Raw genomic sequence first — 16,484 nt, forward strand, 5'->3', positions numbered from 1 at the left:
TCAATTATTGATTAATGATTGCAATTCTTGTAATAAGTCTTCTGCTTTTTGGAATCCTTCTCTATTGTTTTGTTGATAGTATAGTCGGGAAGCTTGTTGTACATCTGTAATAGCTTTTTGGTAGTCTAACAATTTGTAGTAAGCAAGACCTCTTAATACATAAGCATTAGTATTATTGGGTTTTAGTTCAATTGCTTTACTGTAATCAGCGATCGCTCTTTGATAGCCTTTTAAATAGAAGTAAGCAAAACCTCTTAATTCATAAGCATTAGCATCATTGGTTTTTAGTTCAAGAACTTTTGTATAATCAGCGATCGCTCTTTGATAGCCTTTTAAATAGAAGTAAGCAAAACCTCTTAATTCATAAGCATTAGAATCATTGGGTTTTAGTTCAATTGCTTTACTGTAATCAGCGATCGCTCTTTGATAGTCTTTTAATAGGAAGTAAGCATTACCTCTTTCGTAGTGGTTTATAGGATTGTTAGGTTCAAGCGCTATAGCTTTACTAAAATCAAAAATTGCTTTTTCATAGTCTTTTATATTATAGGAAGTAAGCAATACCTCTCATTTTGTAACTTTCAAAATCATTAGGCTGAAGTTCAATGGCTTTATTGTAATCAACGATCGCTCTTTGATAGTCTTTTACTTTCAAGTAAGCATCACCTCTCGTTCTGTAGCTTTCAACATCATTAGGTTGAAGTTCTATGATTTTACTGTAATCAGCGATCGCTTTTTGGTAGTCCTTTAGTGCGAGATAAGCAAGACCTCTCGTTTCGTAAGTTTTAACATCATTAGGTTGAAGTTCTATGACTTTGCTGTAATCAGCGATCGCTTTTTGGTAATCCTTTAGTACGAGATAAGCAAGACCTCTCATTCTGTAGCTTTCAACATCATTAGATTGAAGTTCTATGACTTTGCTGTAATCAACGATCGCTCTTGGATAGTCTTTTAATTGGAAGTAAGTACGACCTCTTAAGTAGTAATATTGAACATCGTTAGGTTTAATTTCTATGACTTTACTAAAATCAAGAATAGCTCTTCCATAGTCTTTTAGTGCGGCATAAGCAAGACCTCGATTTAAGTAAACAAGTGAGAACCTATCTGCCATCTCAGGATTATCAATTAGCCCTTCAGGCATACGTTCAATAGCTTGAGTGAAATCAGCGATCGCTTTTTCATACTCTTTTAATTTGGCGTAAGCATCACCTCTGAGAACATAAAGATAATCATAATCTGGCCGTAATTCAATGGCTTTGTTATAATCAGCAAAAGCTTTATCGTAGTTTTTTAGTTGAAAGTAAGCCTTACCTCTTCTGGAGTAGACATTTACAATTGACTCCGGAACGTCTTCAATTTCAATAGCTTTGGTGAAGTCAGCAATAGATTTTTCATAGTTTTTTATATCAAGATAGGCACTCCCTCTACGATAGTAAGCATCCCATTTTATTGTGACTACTTTTCTTATGAATAAAGGCTCATCATTAGGTGCAACTTCAATCGCTTTCGTGTAATCAGCAAAAGCTTTGTCGTAGTCTTTTAGTTGAAAGTAAGCATCACCTCTAATGTTGTAACTTTCTGCATTGTTAGGTTGAACTTTAATAATTTGAGTATAATCAGCAACAGCTTTTTTATACTCTTTTAATTTGAAGTAAGCATCACCTCTGACTTTGTAGCTATAACTATCAGGTGTAATTTCAATTGCTCTAGTATAATCAGCAACAGCTTTTTTATACTCTTTTAATTTGAAGTAAGCATCACCCCTAATTTTGTAGCTATAACTACTAGGTGCAACTTCAATGGCTCTAGTATAATCAGCAAAAGCTTTATCGTAGTTTTTTAATTCAAAGTAAGCATCACCTCTAGTTCGGTAATTAAGACCATTAGGCTTAAGTTCAATTGCTTTAGTATAATCAGCAAAAGCTTTATCGTAGTCTTTTAATTCAAAGTAAGCCTTTCCTCTAGTTCGGTAATTAAAACCATTAGGCTCAAGTTCAATAGCTTTCGTATAATCAGCAAAAGCTTTGTCATAGTCTTTTAAGTGAAGAAAGTAAAAACGACCTCTTGTTTGGTAATGCTCACTATTAGGCTCAAGTTCAATAGCTTTCGTGTAATTAGCAATGACCTTAATAACTTTGTTTTTGTCAAAAGGTACTTTTTTGGCCAATAAAAGGGAAAGTTCATCTCGAAAAGCCCTATAGAAATACATTTTCGCACTAGGATTAATCTTCAAAGCTTCATTGTAAGCAACAAGCTCCTCTTGGTAACGTTTTAAGAACCAAAGAACATGGGCTTTTTGTACATAAAGATTAAAATCTTTGGGCTGGATTGCAATTGCCTTATCAATAGCGGCTAGTGCTTCTGAATATTTACTCAATGCTGTAAGTGTATAACTTTGCCGACGCCAACCTTGGTAGAAATTTGGTTGGAGCTTGGTAGCTTGTTTAAAATCAGCAAGCGCTTTTTGAGATATACTCCAACTTAGACCTGCTTTTACTTGCGGTTGATCAATTAATACTAAACCCCTAGCATAATAAGCTTGATAAAAGTCTGGCTTAAGTTTGATTGCCTGAGTAAACGCAGCAAATGCTTCTTCTTGTCTATCTAATTTTTGAAGTTGACTTCCATAATTGAGCCAATCAAATGCACTATGAGGAACCTTCAAGGAAAATAGTTGATTCTCAATCGAAGTAGCTTCTGAGCTATTTAAACCTGCTGGAAGAGAATTTTCTATTTTTAAATCTTCAGTTTTAACACCTGTCTTGCTAGCTAGACTTAAAAAGGTTGCGATGGGAACCCCCAAACTATAACCGAGGTGAAGTTCAACCATTTGACCTGCTTGATCTATTTCAATCTCGTCTTCAGCCGCCGTATTAATTCCTATCACACGACCAGAACGATCTAAGACAGGACTTCCACTCATCCCCCGATAGGACGCATTGGTGTAATACAGACCATAGTGTTTAGTCAGAGAATGTATATCTTGTACATTTTCTTGTGCATCTTCTTTCTTGACAGCTTTTCCAGCAGTTAATAGCCTATTAGAAGTTTTGGTTCCTGGAAATCCAGAGACAAAAATCCATTGTGATCCTTCAGAACCTACTTTATATTTTGCTAAATTGGCAACTGTGTAAGTTTTGCCAGAAGTAAATGAAACTACTGCTAAATCAACTCCTTCTAAACAGGTCATCTTCTCAAGATTTACCGGATATCTTTGTCCGTCAGGAGTAACAATGTGATATTCCTCTGTTCTTTGTTCCGTATCAAGCTGACATCCTGGTTTAGCTTCATCTCGGTCTACCACATGATTTGCCGTCAAGACATAATAAGTCTGTCCCTGCTTGGCAACTATTACCCCTGAACCATTGCCACTGTAGCGCAAATCAATCTTTACGGTAATCTGTTGGGCAATATCATCTACTTCCTTAACTATGCCAGTATATTGAGTCGTCTGTGGCGGATTTTTCTGGTTTTCTGCATTGGGAATAATCTCTGTTAGCTGGGGTGCAATTTGGGTTAATTTCGCAATCGGTACAGCAAAACTCGACTGGCGCATTTTCTCCATCACTCTTGGAGTGGGAATGGTTCTATCCTGATAGATATAGGCATCATTGAGAATTGGCTCTGCACTTTGTCCTACAATCCCAATGAGTTTCCCCTCTTCATTCAACACAGGCCCCCCACTCATTCCTTGTTGTGTCTGGTTGGTGTAGCCTATCTGGTAGCCACCCCTTAAGGGTTTAGTCGCGATCAGGGTAATTTTGCCACTGGTAAAAATTAATTGTTCTTGCTCAAAGGGAAACCCTGCGGTGAAGACTACTTGATTTTCTTTAAGGGTAGATGAGTTTCCCACAGTGGCAACTGCATAGTTATCCTTAGCTTGAAATTCTAACAATACTAAATCGTTATCAGAGGATGTATCACCTTGATAGATAAGGTTTGCTTGATAGACTTTGCCATCAGAGGTTTGAATGCGATAGGGATTGCCGCGACTGACGACATGGGCATTAGTTAAGATGGTATAAACTTGTCCTTTTTTGGCAATTAAAATCCCGGAACCACGATAGTTTCCTACAAGGACTTTAACGGTGATGGATTGAGCGATTTGACGCACCTTGTCGGATGCTGTTTGGGTGGGAACTGAGGGAGTAGGAATATTGCTAGATGCAGGGGTTGAAAAAGTAGGGGTACAAATGAGTAATAAACTGCTAAAACTAGCAATCACAGGGATATAGGGGCAATTTTTCATATCTGTCAACTACGTTTAACTTCTATATTTAGAGATTGACGATAGGATAAAGACTATTTATCTCTATCAGATTGTTGATGAAGCATTCTGAAGATCTGAATTTTGTACTTGAAAATCTTTTTATTACTTGCTTACAACTGGTTGGTTACGCAACCACTCATCTATGTCAATCTGATAGTAGACTTGAGGAGTGCCACTACTGTGTTTGACAGGACCAACACTACGACCGTTGAGAGTGTCTTTTAATTGATTGAGAATTTGCAATGGCTTGTCTTCACGTCGCAGAGTCATTAGCACAGTCTCGCAGGAACCATCGTATTTACTGCTAGCACAGATAATATTTTGACCGTTGCTGGTGGTACTATTGGTAAGAAAATTTAAGTTGTCATTGTTGTAAGCTTGTTGGAAGCGGGGTGATACTTGTTGACAGCGCTGTTGCGGAGAATAGCTGCCTAATGCTTTTACCCAGCGAACGACAGCAATTTTTCCTCTTGGTGTCCAAGCAAAAGTCGTAGGTAAACGCTTGCCGTCGTTTTGGTCGAAACTAACTCCACAGATAAACTGTACGGATGTCTGGGCTTCTGTTCTAGGCATGCAAGAAGCTATGCTCACACAAGTAACAATTCCGGTTAACAAAAGTGTCGTCGTTAATTTCCAATTCATAGTTTTATTTTCCGTAATCGTGCAAGTTTTTGTAAGGAAAAAACTGTGACGCACCTGTAGCTAACTTTCAGTACGCGGTTTATTTACACCTACATACTTAGTTGCCTCTATCGTTTTTATTTATTAACAAATGCCCGTAAACTGTATTCTCCCGACTCGCCGCGCTCAAAAGCATTTGCTAACACTACATAAGTTCCACCTTCTGGCAAGGTGACAACTAATCTGGCGTTAAAGTCTTTGGAAGAGATATCATCATTTTGTTCGACGAGTTTCTTTTGAGCAGGTAGCAACAGGAATAAAGCTGGATCTATTTGCTTACTATTCATCTCAATCGTTATCTTTTCGCCTGCTCGACCTTTAAAGACATAAGCTTGATAATAGCTACCATTGGCTAGAATACCGTCTCCACTGTGCAGCTTTGCTGTCACCGTTTGACCGTCTAGAGGCAAAAGTTGAACTGGCGTACTGTTATGGGGTTGTTGTCGCCGCGCTACTGAAGAGGAGTTTCCTTGCTGTAGGGCGACTAAAAAAGGTTTTACCCGATCAGTTGCGATCGCTATGCCAATACCAGCATTAGAGTTGCCATTCGGATTAACTAACAGGGTATTGACCCCGATTACTTCTGCCTTGGAATTGAGTAAAGGCCCCCCTGAATTACCTGGATTAATCACAGCATTGTGTTGGATGAAACCTCTTCTAGGATCTAAACGACTGACGATACCGTTGGTGAAAGTATGCTCTAAACCAAAGGGAGAACCAATTGCATATACCGACTGTCCGACTTTGACAGTTCCGGGTGCAGCCAAACGTAAGGTAGGCAAACGACGTTGATTGCGAATTTTGATTGCTGCTAAGTCTAATCCCTGTCCTTGAAAACCGATGACATCAGCCTGTAATTCCTTGCCGTCAGCTAAAATAACGGTAACGCTAGAAGGTGCATTTTCAACTACGTGAGCATTGGTTAAGACTAAACCATTAGGCGTAACGATAAAACCACTTCCAACTACATCACCATGTCTAATGGTCACTACCGCAGGACTGGCTGTTTCATATACTTCGATTCGGGTTTGTTCTTCAGAACTTTGCACTAGGGTCTGCGCTGGTGGCTGAGTCTGATCTACTTTCTCAACGATTTTCGCGAAAGTGCTGCTTATTTCTCCATTAAAAAGCACGCTTGTCAAAATTACTGATGTCCATATCCGTAGGAGTTTCCCATTCATCTTGCGTCTTTTTTCTCTGGCTTCTTTAGGCATCTTAGGCGCTTTCAGAAGCTCTATTTCAAAATTGAGCCAAATTTCACTTATTTTCTCTCAAGTTATGCTATATGTGAAGTTTTTTTCACTAAACTAAGGCTCAACAGAACTTCATATACAATCAATAGCAACTCAGGATGAGATGCTTGCGTAATCATCTTTTACGAACTCAAGCAGGAGAACGCAATCTGGGAGCACCAAAACTTCAATACTAGTTTAAATCTTGTTGACCCTAACTCCCTTTTCTTTCATTCTCTACTGATAACCTTCTCCTCATTGCTAGCGATCGCCAAACCTACAGTCCCAACTCATCCTGGTAGGGCCTTACACCGAGCCATCCAAATCTTCCAAGCCATCAAACAATGGAATCATCAGCACCCACAAAGTACTTTCGCCATCACAATTATGCTTGCTTGGCCGCACCTTTAACGTCCACCGAGACGCCGTAAAGCAATTCCTTCACACCTACGATCGCGATATTCAGCAATACCACGACTCCCAGGGTGTTACCAATCTACGCGGACACAACCGTCAAGCTGGTAGAAACGTCCATCAACTCAAGGCTTTTGTTCAAAAACACTTACAAAATCTTTCGTAATAACCGTACTCAGCAGTCGTACTAACCTAGGGTGTTTACTTTGAGTGTTTTTAGGGAATTTCCTGGAAAATTATTCATGCTACTTTTCACTTGTCGGAAAGCGGCTGGAACAATAGCTTTCCGACCAAAAGAGCCAACACATATTTTACATGAAGTCTTGTAAGCTAAAGGGTTCAAAGTAAACAGCCTAGTACTAACCGTACAACATCTGCTGACTGTTGACTTAGCAATGAAACCCATTGCCAACAGAGAATGAGTAATACTTCGATGAGGAAACCTGTCTTCTATCCAACTGCTAATGGGAAAGAAGATTTTACCGATGGTGCTTTCGGTGGTGTCGAGTCGGGAAGCTGCGAACCGAGAATGGCTAAACCCAAGGGTAAGGGGTCGGCAGTGCCGAGGATTAGGGAAGTTCCAGCAGTGGCGATTGTGGCGTGGGTAATTGCCATCATAAATCAGTTATCAGTAAAGAGTGAGCAGTTACCAGTTTTGGGTTATTTGTTTGGGTTGTCAGTTATTCGGCTCACTAACGGTGTAACTAAGAAGCGATCGCTTTATGAATTTAATTTAATCTCTGTATGCTTTGCTCAGTAGGGGTTTCAGTGTAAGTTGCATCGTATGACACGAACCTTCTATTAGGTCTAATTAATACCCAAGTAAATGGGTTTACTTTCGCAACTAAAATTATTTCCTTCGATGCCAATAGTTATAAGGCTCTCGTTACCAAATGGGGAAAGTGATTGATCAAAAGACTTCAGATGAATAGTAAAACGCCAAGGTCCTTTTGCTGGAATAAAAAGCGGATCATCAAACGTGAATCTAGAAAGCTTTTTCGTAAAATCAACTGGTATTGTATATGCATTCATAACTTTAATGACCCCTGGCATTGGATAAGCTTTGGGTATAGTCCAAGCCGCTAATGGTGCTACAAATAACCGCGTAATTATTACAGTATCATCCGACTTATTTCTTACTGTCACATCAAGGATTGGATCAACCACTTTGTCATAAGCAGTAGAATCAAATCTTCTCATTCCTTGCTCATCAACACCAAACCTACATATTGTTTGATGAAAAGAATACCTAGATAGTTCATATAAATATGAAAGTTCCTCCTGACCAGTAAGCTCTAGAGGGTGGATTGGAATTTCGTGCAGTGTATCCCAATGGCAATGATGTCGGCGAACATCAATATTAATTATTTCAAGTAGATCAACAATGTCTTGTTTTCTCCTTTCTTGATAATCTCTGTAGCGGTTCACAGTAATCGGAGGGGGAAAAGTATTACGATCGTAATTCAAATTCAGGTCTTCTTGCTTACCGTTCTGGTAATGAACCACTCCATCATGGCTTCCCACATCTATCTTCATAGTCTTTATAAAATCACAAAGCAAACGATGTTGAATAGATGATGCAGATTCAGGTCGTGCAATTGTAGAATGATCGGAACCCGGCACTTTGAACGGATTGTCAAAGTATCTTGCAGCAGCAAATGGTTCAACAATTTGCTCTTTGAAAAACAAACAAATTTTGGAAAAGATTGAAAGGTCTTCGATTAATTCTTTTCCTTTGATCGCTAATTTACCTGTTTCCTTGAGATTCCTGAAATCTTTATCAAGATCGTTCAGCCAAGTGTTACTTTGTGAAAACCTTAGTGCATCTGCTTGCGTATGACCTACAGCTTTTGAGACAATACTGAGCAAGTTTGCATATCTAGACCCCAACGATGGAGATGCAATCAAGAATAAACCAGCTTCCTCCAATCCATTTTCAAGCAAATCTAGTTGTTGACTAACCAGAAATCGTCTAGCGACAATCCCTCCCATACTGTGGCAGACGAATATCATTTGCGAATGATTGAGCGCATTATCCAAGCGTAAATTTTCCTTGAGTGAATCTACGACATCTCCTAAACTGTAGTAACCGCCAGAAATGCCTGTTCGATAAGTAAATACATAGATTCCAATCGATGAAAGATCATTTTCTGCTTTAAGTAGCTCAGGCCAGTAGGTTCCGTTTGGATTTCTCCAACACTCCTCACTAGAATTAATACCATGAATAAAAATAACGCTTAGATCATTATTAGGTTGTCTAAGCCAGTTTCCTTGAGTCATATTATTCCTAACAAGGTGTCGCCGTGTCGCCTTTACTCCTCACATCACACTTCAAAATTTCTCTTACCGCGACCTCACTATTTGCTCTAACTGAATTTTCTTCGAGCGGCGATCGCCAATCTCTAGGTCGGGCAATTTTCAAAGCGATCGCTTGTGATTAATTATTGGTGACTAATTTTCCACTGAGATAAGAGGCGAAATGCCCAGATGCTCAATGCAGATCCAATTAAAAGTCCTAACCATGACCCCCAGAGCGGAACGGCAACTGTACCAATTTGAAATGACCAGTGAGTAAACAGTCTGACTAAATGTAAGAGTGCCACTAAAGCAAAAACAATTGCCGAAATTAAAATGTAATTTTTTTCACTCATTTTTAAATCCTCCTTGTTGTATCGATTGAGGACATTTGCTCTTGATTCTCATACTTCGATTTTGCCTCAAACAGAATAAACTTGTTGGCTTCTTACCATACTCTGTAATAAATATAGTTATTTAAAAAGAAATTAGCTCAACGAAAATGCTTCCTTAAGAGACATCAAATTTCCATCTTCATCTATTGGCTCTAATCCATATTCTTCTGGGTCATCTAAGTCCAATTCTTTAACCTGACAAGAACAATAAAAAGTTGCCCTACCGCATACATCTATCTCATAAACATTCACCCACTAGTCGGGGTGTAACTTATCGGCTTCGTCTATTGCTAAAAATACTAGTTTTATTCTCAATAAACCCACTCTCATTGCCCTGCCCTTCGGGTTCGCAGCCACACAAGCAGGAGACCCCCAAGACCGTGCTGACTCACCATCTAGGCAGAAGCCCTACTCTACGAGAAGCCGCTTACGCGTCTACGGGTTCGCCAGTCCCCCCTCCGGGTTCACCACTTCCCCCTCTCGGCAGAAGCCCTTACGGGTTCGGAATCGCTCATGGGGGAAACCCCCAAGACCGCGTTCCTCACCAAGACGGGGAGTGGATTCACCATCTCGGCATAAGCCAAGACGGGGGCTGGTCTCACTAAGACGGCAAGTGGACTCACCTCCTCGAAAAATACGCTCGTTTTGACGAAAGATTTAACAAGGCGAGTCCGTATATGTCATGGTTTTGTCTAAGGGCGCGTGACTACCCCCCAACCCAATATTGACGCCCCATCGATGGTGGCTACCAATTCTCACCCCGAAAATCACCCTCCCCGTCGCAAAACAGCAACAGCGATCGCACTACCCAGTCCCCGTAGTCACCAAACTAAGCAAGGGGTGCAGGTTCGAGTTGGGAGCAAGGGAGAAATTCCTCCCCCTGCACCCTACAAAGTGCTCCCTACCTCTTCTCACCACCTATATAAATAAATAGATAGTGGGACTTAGACAAAAAATAGCCATAAAAAACGCTCAAATGTATATACAGAGGGAATTTGACATTGCTTTGCCTAGTTTATTGATATATCTGGGTTTCAAGCATTTTTGAGCAAGGGGTGTATTTTCCTTGCCCTGTATGAATTTGAGGCTTGTTTCTGCCTCAAAAATGTTTAAGTCCCGATAGTCAATCAATGACTACCATATTCCCAATATTGGTGCGATTCGTTGGCTAGAAATCAAGCCCAACAAGGCTTAGAAGGAATAGCCGCAAGGTAATGAACCTTGACAACTGAATGACAATGTAGGTGAGAATCCTACCCTCCAGGTGCAGGAGTGACAGCACTTTCTCTACGGTAGCGACTAGCCATCAATCCGTAAAGCGGGAATGAAAGGTGGCTCCACTGATAGCCTAAAATCGGTGTCCATCGAGCAAAGTGTCCATGAGTAAAGCCTCGGCTTGAAGATACGTCTTAATCATCGTAAGGAGTAAGTGGCTAAATAAGGCTGACAAGCCACAACCAAAAGGTAAAAGGATAACAAGAGATTGGCAGTTCGATATCTGACCAATATGCACCCTCAATAAACCTGGTGAATAGTATCACTCTAAAGACACATAGAATTGTCATTCGGAACGAAGTAACCCCATATTTACTCTTTGAGAGGTCGATACTCAAAGTAGGTGCGCTCCCAGATGTGATATGGGGAGAGATTGGGTAACAAGCGAATGCTTGACTGTAATGGTTAAGATATGCTGACGTACCCACGGTGGTCTGAACGGAAAAGTCCAAATAGGAAGTATATATGTCTAAAGCACTGAGCAATCAGATGATGGAATGGAATACGACACCTTGGCGTAAGCTGGAACGTCGTGTTCATAAGCTTCAGAAAAGAATTTTCCAAGCCTCAGTCCGTGGTGATGTCAAAGCAGTTCGCTCACTCCAGAAAACATTGATGAGGTCTTGGTCTGCCAAAGCCTTAGCTGTACGCAAAGTCACACAGGACAACCAAGGTAAGAAAACCGCTGGTGTAGACGGGGTTAAATCCCTCACACCAAAAGCAAGACTTAAACTGGTTACAAACCTGAGATTATCCAATCCGGTCAAACCATCCAGACGTGTTTGGATACCCAAACCCCCAAAGAAGGAAAAAAGACCGCTTGGTATCCCAACAATGCAAGATAGGGCAACTCAAGCGCTTGTCAAACTGGCATTAGAACCAGAATGGGAAGCTCGCTTTGAACCCAACAGCTACGGATTCAGACCTGGACGTTCAGTTCATGATACCATCGCAGCAATCTATACCAGCATTAATAAGAAACCCAAATGGGTGTTAGATGCCGATATATCCAATTGCTTTGATTGGGCATCTTGATACTCCTTTCAAAAACGCAAGTTCTGGAGTTCTCCAGCTTTGAGCTTTTGGAATTGTAAGAGTGTATCGGGAAGGTTAGGAAACAGATAAAGCCCGGTTGATTCATCCTTGCTAATGGCGATCGTTCCGTTATGAATGCGATCGTAGATCCAGTGGGGTGAAAGTTCTAAAGACTGGGCAACTTGAGGAACCGTAAGATAACCCGAAATCTCGCGGGGATGAGACTGGCTACGGTTTTGAAAAATATGATGTTTAAGCCGGATAGTTTTGACTGTACTGGGCAGGAGAGTTTTGCATAGTGGCGATCGATAACCTTGTGCCGTCAGTTGTTGAGCGATAACTTGGTCATCAATACTTTGTTGGCTCAAACTAACAACCTGAGTTTCCAATTCCTGGGCATTGGTGAGTTCAGCCAATGAACCAACTGGGATTGGCAGGTCAACATTAGTAGTGTCACCACCTTTCCAAATAATCCGAGTGCGAACTGTATCACGTGCAACACGATGAATGACGACCTTATCAATGAGGCAGCGTAGCAGAGATTTTTTTTGCACTTGTGTCAAGGTGCCACTGTGCCAAAGTTCAGGGAGCCTTTGTCCAATGTTAATAAAAGCAGTTTTGAGTTCTTTTGGTAGGTGATCTACTGTTTGAGGCTGCTGACGTTGAGCATAGTTTTCTTGGGCAAGTTTTAGTTCGCGTAAAGCGTTTTCCCAACGCTGTTCTAGTTCGGCCGCTACCAATCGGTTATCCGGGTCAACCCGGTTAAACTGTCTTTCTGCTAGTGCTACTTGATACTGTAAACGTTGTATTTGTTGAGAGTGCGCTCGTTCCACTGTCTCTTGAGACTGCTGTTGGGTTTTGACAGCTTTGTGATAAGCATCTAGCTCTACAACTGACAAAGCTTCTAAAAAGGCATTGACTACGTACTCATCAATTGCATCAGCAGGAATATACTGACAAACAGGCACACGATACTGCTGCCGTAAGGAGTTACAAATATAGCGGGTTGCGCCTTTGTACTGGACAACCATCTTGTGACCACATTCACCACAGTAAACTATCCCATGCAGTAATGCTGCACCAGGGCGAGGGATACCACGAGTTTTATTGCGGTCATACTCAGCATAATTATCCATAAGCTGTGCCTGATTACGCTCGTAGGTTTGCCAACTGATGTAAGCTGGATATACGTCATTGACTCGGATTTTCCATTCGGCCATTGGCAATTGCTTTTGTTGTGGCTGATTTGAAACCAAACCACGTTTGAGAGTACGTGTACGTCCATATACAAATGCACCAGCGTAGGCAGGATTTTTCAGAATTGAGATGATACTTGCCACGCTAGGCTTGCGCCAGAAAATATCACCAAAGCGATTTCTCCGTGGAAGCAACAGCCCTTCACTGTTGAACGTCTGCAACACTTTGGAAGCTGACTTACGTTGCCCAAAAATCTCAAACACTAAGTTAATTCGGTTAATCACCTCACGATTTGGGTCTTTCTGCACCACTCCCAGTTCATCACGAACCAAAACCCACAGGTAAGGTGAGTGCCAGTTCACCACGCCTGGCTTTGCTAAGAATCCCAGCACTTAAGCGGGAACGCAAATCGTATGCAACTCTACTTCGGAAATTTGTCCTTTGAGTCCCAACAATAATCGACCATTGGCACTACTTGGATCATAAACCCCATCTCTTGTCAGCAATCAAACAACCCCTGTAACCCACACAAGTCCAGCAAGGGATACCAATCTGAGCAATTACGTGACAGGCGAGTAACATCATAAGAGAGGATAATCCCTACTAATCCTAAAAGTTACTGGGCGCTAACAGTTCTTTAAAGCCTGGTCGCTGTTCTGCGCTGGCGGCGGTAATACCTAGATCAGTGTCAATTACCTCAATGTTATTATCCGACCAGCCCAGTTCTATAGCTCGCTGACGCAGAGCGTATTGCAGACGCAAACTCTCCTGATTGCTGATTAATTGATGTGGGGTAGACTGACGAATGTAGATTATCGCTTTGCGGTTCAGGTGTTGGAGTGTTACTAGCTCTGAGGTACTCATAAATTACCTCCTGGAAGACGGTTTGTAGTTCGTCTGTGATTACTTCTTGGAGTGCTGGGGTGAGGCGTTCCCAGATCTCACGGGGTGGGATTGACATAAAACCTCACATTGTTTGGCTAACGTGACTAACTCAGTCACACTCTCTAATGTGAGCTTAGTACGTAAATACTGTTTTGGGAGAGCTAATTGGGTTGCTGATAAAGGAATGCGTAAGCGCATATGACCTCGATAGGCTACTACCGCATGACCCTCACCACTTGGCGGGGTTGATATGGATATCACTGCAAACCTTCGCCCAAATAGTGGGTGCATCACATCAGTTACTTCTATGTCAGTTAAGTTTGCTGATGGGTTCTTGAGATGGGCATTAAGTAATGGTTTCGTTTGACTCACTTGACCACTCAATTCTCCTCGATACTCTCAAAGAGAAAATCAAGGATAACCGTTTTTTGAGGTTAATCGAAAACTTGCTCAAAACTGGATATTTGGAGGAATGGCGGTATAATATCACCTTAAGTGGAAGTCCACAGGGAGCAATATTAAGCCCAATTCTTGCGAATATTTACTTAGACAAGTTTGATAAATTTGTTGAAAATGAATTAATTCCAAAATATAACCGTGGCAAAGGTCGCCGACCTAATCCAGAATGGCAACGATTACAAGGTCAGGTTCAACGTTTGAAAAAGAAGGGTCTATTAATTGAGGCTCATACTGCTCGCAGACTAATGCAGCAGGTTCCCTCCTTAGACCCATTCGACCCAAACTATCGCCACCTACGTTATATTCGCTACGCTGATGATTGGCTGATTGGCTTCAGTGGTCCACACGAGGAAGCAGAAGAGATTAAGCGCGAAATCGGCACATTTCTCCGAGAAAATCTCAAACTTGAATTGTCCGAAACCAAAACGCTAATCTCCCACGCACGCATGGAAGCTGCTCGTTTTCTCGGTTATGACATTGTAGTGCTTAATAACAACCAAAGGCTTGATCGGCGGGGACACCGCAGTATCAATGGGCAAATTGGTTTAAGAGTACCATCAGATGTTGTAAAAAGTAAAAGCGCTCGCTTCCTACTTCACGGTAAACCGATACACCGTGCCGAATTAGTTCACGATTCTGTTTTCAGCATCGTGGCTCATTACCAGCAGGAGTTTCGAGGAATCGTAGAGTACTATCGATTGGCTTATAACTTACACCAACTAAACCGTTTGAAATGGGTAATGGAACGGTCACTAGTTCAAACCCTCGCCCATAAACTGCGTATCAGCGTTAGAACGATATACCGTCACTATCAAACCACACTTCAAACTCGTAATGGTCTATGTGTTGGACTACAAGTAACGGTTGAACGTGGAGAAGGACAAAAGCCGTTGATAGCCAACTGGGGAGGAATCTCTCTTTCGAGAAATATGAAAGCAGTCCTCAACGATTCACCCTTACAAATCATAGGTCCGAGAACAGAACTCGAACGCCGATTGTTGGCTAACACCTGTGAACTTTGCGGTTCACAAGAAAATGTCCAGGTACATCATGTTCGAGCGCTGAAGGACTTACAAAAGAAAGGGAAAACCCCACCGCCTTACTGGGTTCAAATCATGGCAGCCCGACAACGTAAAACCTTAGTCGTATGTCAGCAATGCCACATGGATATCCATGCAGGACATATAACCCAAAGAACTACCATCGACATGGAAACACTGGAAAGCCAGGTACTCTGAAAAGCGTAAGCCCGGTTTGGGGAGGGGCGGACAGAAAAGTGCTTTAGTAACTCGCTGGTCGCCTACTCTACTTCCTAATCCTCCATCATGACATCCTGGTTATCCATAGATGCGAAAGCCTAATCAGGGATTGGTTGAAAGAAATAGGACTCGAACTAAAACCAAGTAAAACCCAGATAGTGCATACACTATCCAGGAAAACCTCGAAAATCAAAGTAGGGACACTCCCATCTGGTAAAACCTTTAACTACCGAGCACCTTCAAACACGATTAGTGATTTGAATTTCCTCGGATTCAACATAAGGCAACACGAGGTAGGGAAAACACACTCTGCCAAAGATTCTAAGGGTCGAACGCTTGGTTTCAAGACACTCATCAAACCCAGCAAAGAAGCAATACAGAGACACTATCAAGAAATCTGCAAGATTATTAACGCTCACAAGAGTGCCCCTCAAGAGGCATTGATAAATCACCTAAACCCTGTCATCAGAGGATGGGGAAATTATTACTCTACAGTGGTGAGCAAAGAAATATTCTCAGATTTAGACCGTCTAATACTCCAAAAGCTTCAAAGATGGGCAAAACGTCGACACCCTGGAAAATCCAAAACTTGGGTATCCAAGAAATACTGGGGAACCGTAGGAAACGATAACTGGGTATTCAGGACAAAACACGGATTGACCTTGCTAAAACATTCCGCAACAAAAATTATTAGGCATGTAAAAGTACAAGGAACAAATTCACCTTTTGATGGAAACCTAGTTTACTGGAGTCAAAGACAGGGTAAAAACCCCTTATTGCCTACAAGAGTAACGAATCTACTCAAGCAACAAGAAGGGAAATGCCCTCATTGCGAACTGTATTTCAGGGAAACCGATGTGATGGAAGTTGACCATATCATTCCCAAATCGCGCATGTGGAAAGGATGAGTACAAAAATCTACAACTACTTCACAGACACTGCCACGATGAGAAAACTGCTAAAGATAGCAAAAGGTATGCTTGCCTTGCATCAAGCCACTGAGGAGCCGTGTAAGGTGAAAGTCTTACGCACGGTTTTGGAGACCAACGGGTCTCGTGAGGGACTCGTTGAGTTTAATACAGCCGACCGA

17 protein-coding genes are annotated in these 16,484 nt (G+C 41.6%); 8 read left to right on the top strand and 9 right to left on the bottom strand.

Annotation, left to right across the window (positions count from 1 at the left end):
- The 4 genes from FIS9605_RS0124675 to FIS9605_RS0124690 all read right to left on the bottom strand — a co-directional run bounded on the left by FIS9605_RS0124675 (position 1) and on the right by FIS9605_RS0124690 (position 6,162).
- Positions 1-558 carry a tetratricopeptide repeat protein gene (locus FIS9605_RS0124675; RefSeq protein WP_026734979.1) on the bottom strand — a complete coding sequence of 186 codons (558 nt, stop codon included), beginning with the start codon at positions 556-558 and terminating at the stop codon, positions 1-3.
- A complete protein-coding gene (locus tag FIS9605_RS39985) occupies positions 542-4,246 on the bottom strand; it encodes a tetratricopeptide repeat protein (protein ID WP_026734980.1) in 3,705 nt (1,234 codons plus the stop codon). The genes FIS9605_RS0124675 and FIS9605_RS39985 overlap by 17 nt, the downstream gene beginning before the upstream one ends.
- Before the next feature lie 123 nt (positions 4,247-4,369).
- On the bottom strand, positions 4,370-4,909 hold the full coding sequence (locus tag FIS9605_RS0124685; protein ID WP_026734981.1) for a COP23 domain-containing protein: 540 nt from the start codon (positions 4,907-4,909) through the stop codon (positions 4,370-4,372).
- 116 nt (positions 4,910-5,025) lie between these two features.
- Entirely contained in the window at positions 5,026-6,162 is a 1,137-nt protein-coding gene (locus FIS9605_RS0124690; RefSeq protein ID WP_231510453.1) for a S1C family serine protease, read from the bottom strand.
- Positions 6,163-6,571: 409 nt separating this feature from the next.
- On the opposite strand from FIS9605_RS0124690, the gene FIS9605_RS42995 reads away from it, so the two are divergent.
- Both FIS9605_RS42995 and FIS9605_RS43000 read left to right on the top strand, forming a co-directional pair.
- Positions 6,572-6,760, top strand: coding sequence for a hypothetical protein (locus FIS9605_RS42995; protein WP_155960513.1), 189 nt, complete (start codon positions 6,572-6,574; stop codon positions 6,758-6,760).
- 252 nt (positions 6,761-7,012) lie between these two features.
- Positions 7,013-7,354 carry a hypothetical protein gene (locus FIS9605_RS43000; RefSeq protein WP_155960514.1) on the top strand — a complete coding sequence of 114 codons (342 nt, stop codon included), beginning with the start codon at positions 7,013-7,015 and terminating at the stop codon, positions 7,352-7,354.
- 47 nt (positions 7,355-7,401) lie between these two features.
- Here the strand turns inward: FIS9605_RS43000 and FIS9605_RS39990 are convergent, their stop codons facing one another.
- Entirely contained in the window at positions 7,402-8,874 is a 1,473-nt protein-coding gene (locus FIS9605_RS39990) for an alpha/beta fold hydrolase (protein ID WP_051470132.1), read from the bottom strand.
- 23 nt (positions 8,875-8,897) lie between these two features.
- On the opposite strand from FIS9605_RS39990, the gene FIS9605_RS43005 reads away from it, so the two are divergent.
- Positions 8,898-9,035 (top strand): hypothetical protein, encoded by a 138-nt coding sequence (locus FIS9605_RS43005; protein ID WP_155960515.1) that lies wholly within the window; start codon positions 8,898-8,900, stop codon positions 9,033-9,035.
- Here the strand turns inward: FIS9605_RS43005 and FIS9605_RS0124705 are convergent, their stop codons facing one another.
- Positions 9,036-9,245, bottom strand: coding sequence for a hypothetical protein (locus FIS9605_RS0124705; RefSeq protein ID WP_026734984.1), 210 nt, complete (start codon positions 9,243-9,245; stop codon positions 9,036-9,038). It abuts the gene before it with no gap.
- A gap of 741 nt (positions 9,246-9,986) precedes the next feature.
- Between FIS9605_RS0124705 and FIS9605_RS0124710 the strand changes: the two genes are divergently transcribed.
- Positions 9,987-10,214: a hypothetical protein gene (locus FIS9605_RS0124710; RefSeq protein WP_026734985.1), complete on the top strand. Its 228-nt coding sequence runs from the start codon at positions 9,987-9,989 to the stop codon at positions 10,212-10,214.
- Positions 10,215-11,024: 810 nt separating this feature from the next.
- A complete protein-coding gene (locus tag FIS9605_RS38070; RefSeq protein WP_035140148.1) occupies positions 11,025-11,594 on the top strand; it encodes a reverse transcriptase N-terminal domain-containing protein in 570 nt (189 codons plus the stop codon).
- An 8-nt stretch (positions 11,595-11,602) separates the two neighbouring features.
- Here the strand turns inward: FIS9605_RS38070 and FIS9605_RS38075 are convergent, their stop codons facing one another.
- From FIS9605_RS38075 to FIS9605_RS43010, 3 genes are all read right to left on the bottom strand, one after another.
- Complete coding sequence (locus tag FIS9605_RS38075; RefSeq protein WP_231510454.1) at positions 11,603-13,156, bottom strand: recombinase family protein; 1,554 nt, start codon at positions 13,154-13,156, stop codon at positions 11,603-11,605.
- A gap of 244 nt (positions 13,157-13,400) precedes the next feature.
- Positions 13,401-13,655: a recombinase family protein gene (locus FIS9605_RS45455; RefSeq protein WP_231510455.1), complete on the bottom strand. Its 255-nt coding sequence runs from the start codon at positions 13,653-13,655 to the stop codon at positions 13,401-13,403.
- Positions 13,656-13,694: 39 nt separating this feature from the next.
- Positions 13,695-14,048 (bottom strand): hypothetical protein, encoded by a 354-nt coding sequence (locus FIS9605_RS43010; RefSeq protein ID WP_155960516.1) that lies wholly within the window; start codon positions 14,046-14,048, stop codon positions 13,695-13,697.
- Here FIS9605_RS43010 and FIS9605_RS38080 point away from each other — a divergent pair.
- The 3 genes from FIS9605_RS38080 to FIS9605_RS45470 all read left to right on the top strand — a co-directional run bounded on the left by FIS9605_RS38080 (position 14,030) and on the right by FIS9605_RS45470 (position 16,396).
- Positions 14,030-15,373: a reverse transcriptase/maturase family protein gene (locus FIS9605_RS38080; RefSeq protein WP_051470133.1), complete on the top strand. Its 1,344-nt coding sequence runs from the start codon at positions 14,030-14,032 to the stop codon at positions 15,371-15,373. The two genes, FIS9605_RS43010 and FIS9605_RS38080, sit on opposite strands and share 19 nt — an antisense overlap.
- Before the next feature lie 179 nt (positions 15,374-15,552).
- Complete coding sequence (locus FIS9605_RS46695) at positions 15,553-16,302, top strand: group II intron maturase-specific domain-containing protein (RefSeq protein WP_442854727.1); 750 nt, start codon at positions 15,553-15,555, stop codon at positions 16,300-16,302.
- The gene (locus FIS9605_RS45470) at positions 16,262-16,396 is read left to right on the top strand and encodes an HNH endonuclease signature motif containing protein (protein ID WP_231510456.1); all 135 of its coding nucleotides are present in this window, start codon (positions 16,262-16,264) and stop codon (positions 16,394-16,396) included. Before FIS9605_RS46695 ends, FIS9605_RS45470 begins: the two co-directional genes overlap by 41 nt.
- The last annotated feature ends 88 nt before the right edge of the window (positions 16,397-16,484 follow it).

Origin of the sequence: Fischerella sp. PCC 9605, from assembly GCF_000517105.1 — a bacterium.
GTDB lineage: Bacteria > Cyanobacteriota > Cyanobacteriia > Cyanobacteriales > Nostocaceae > PCC9605.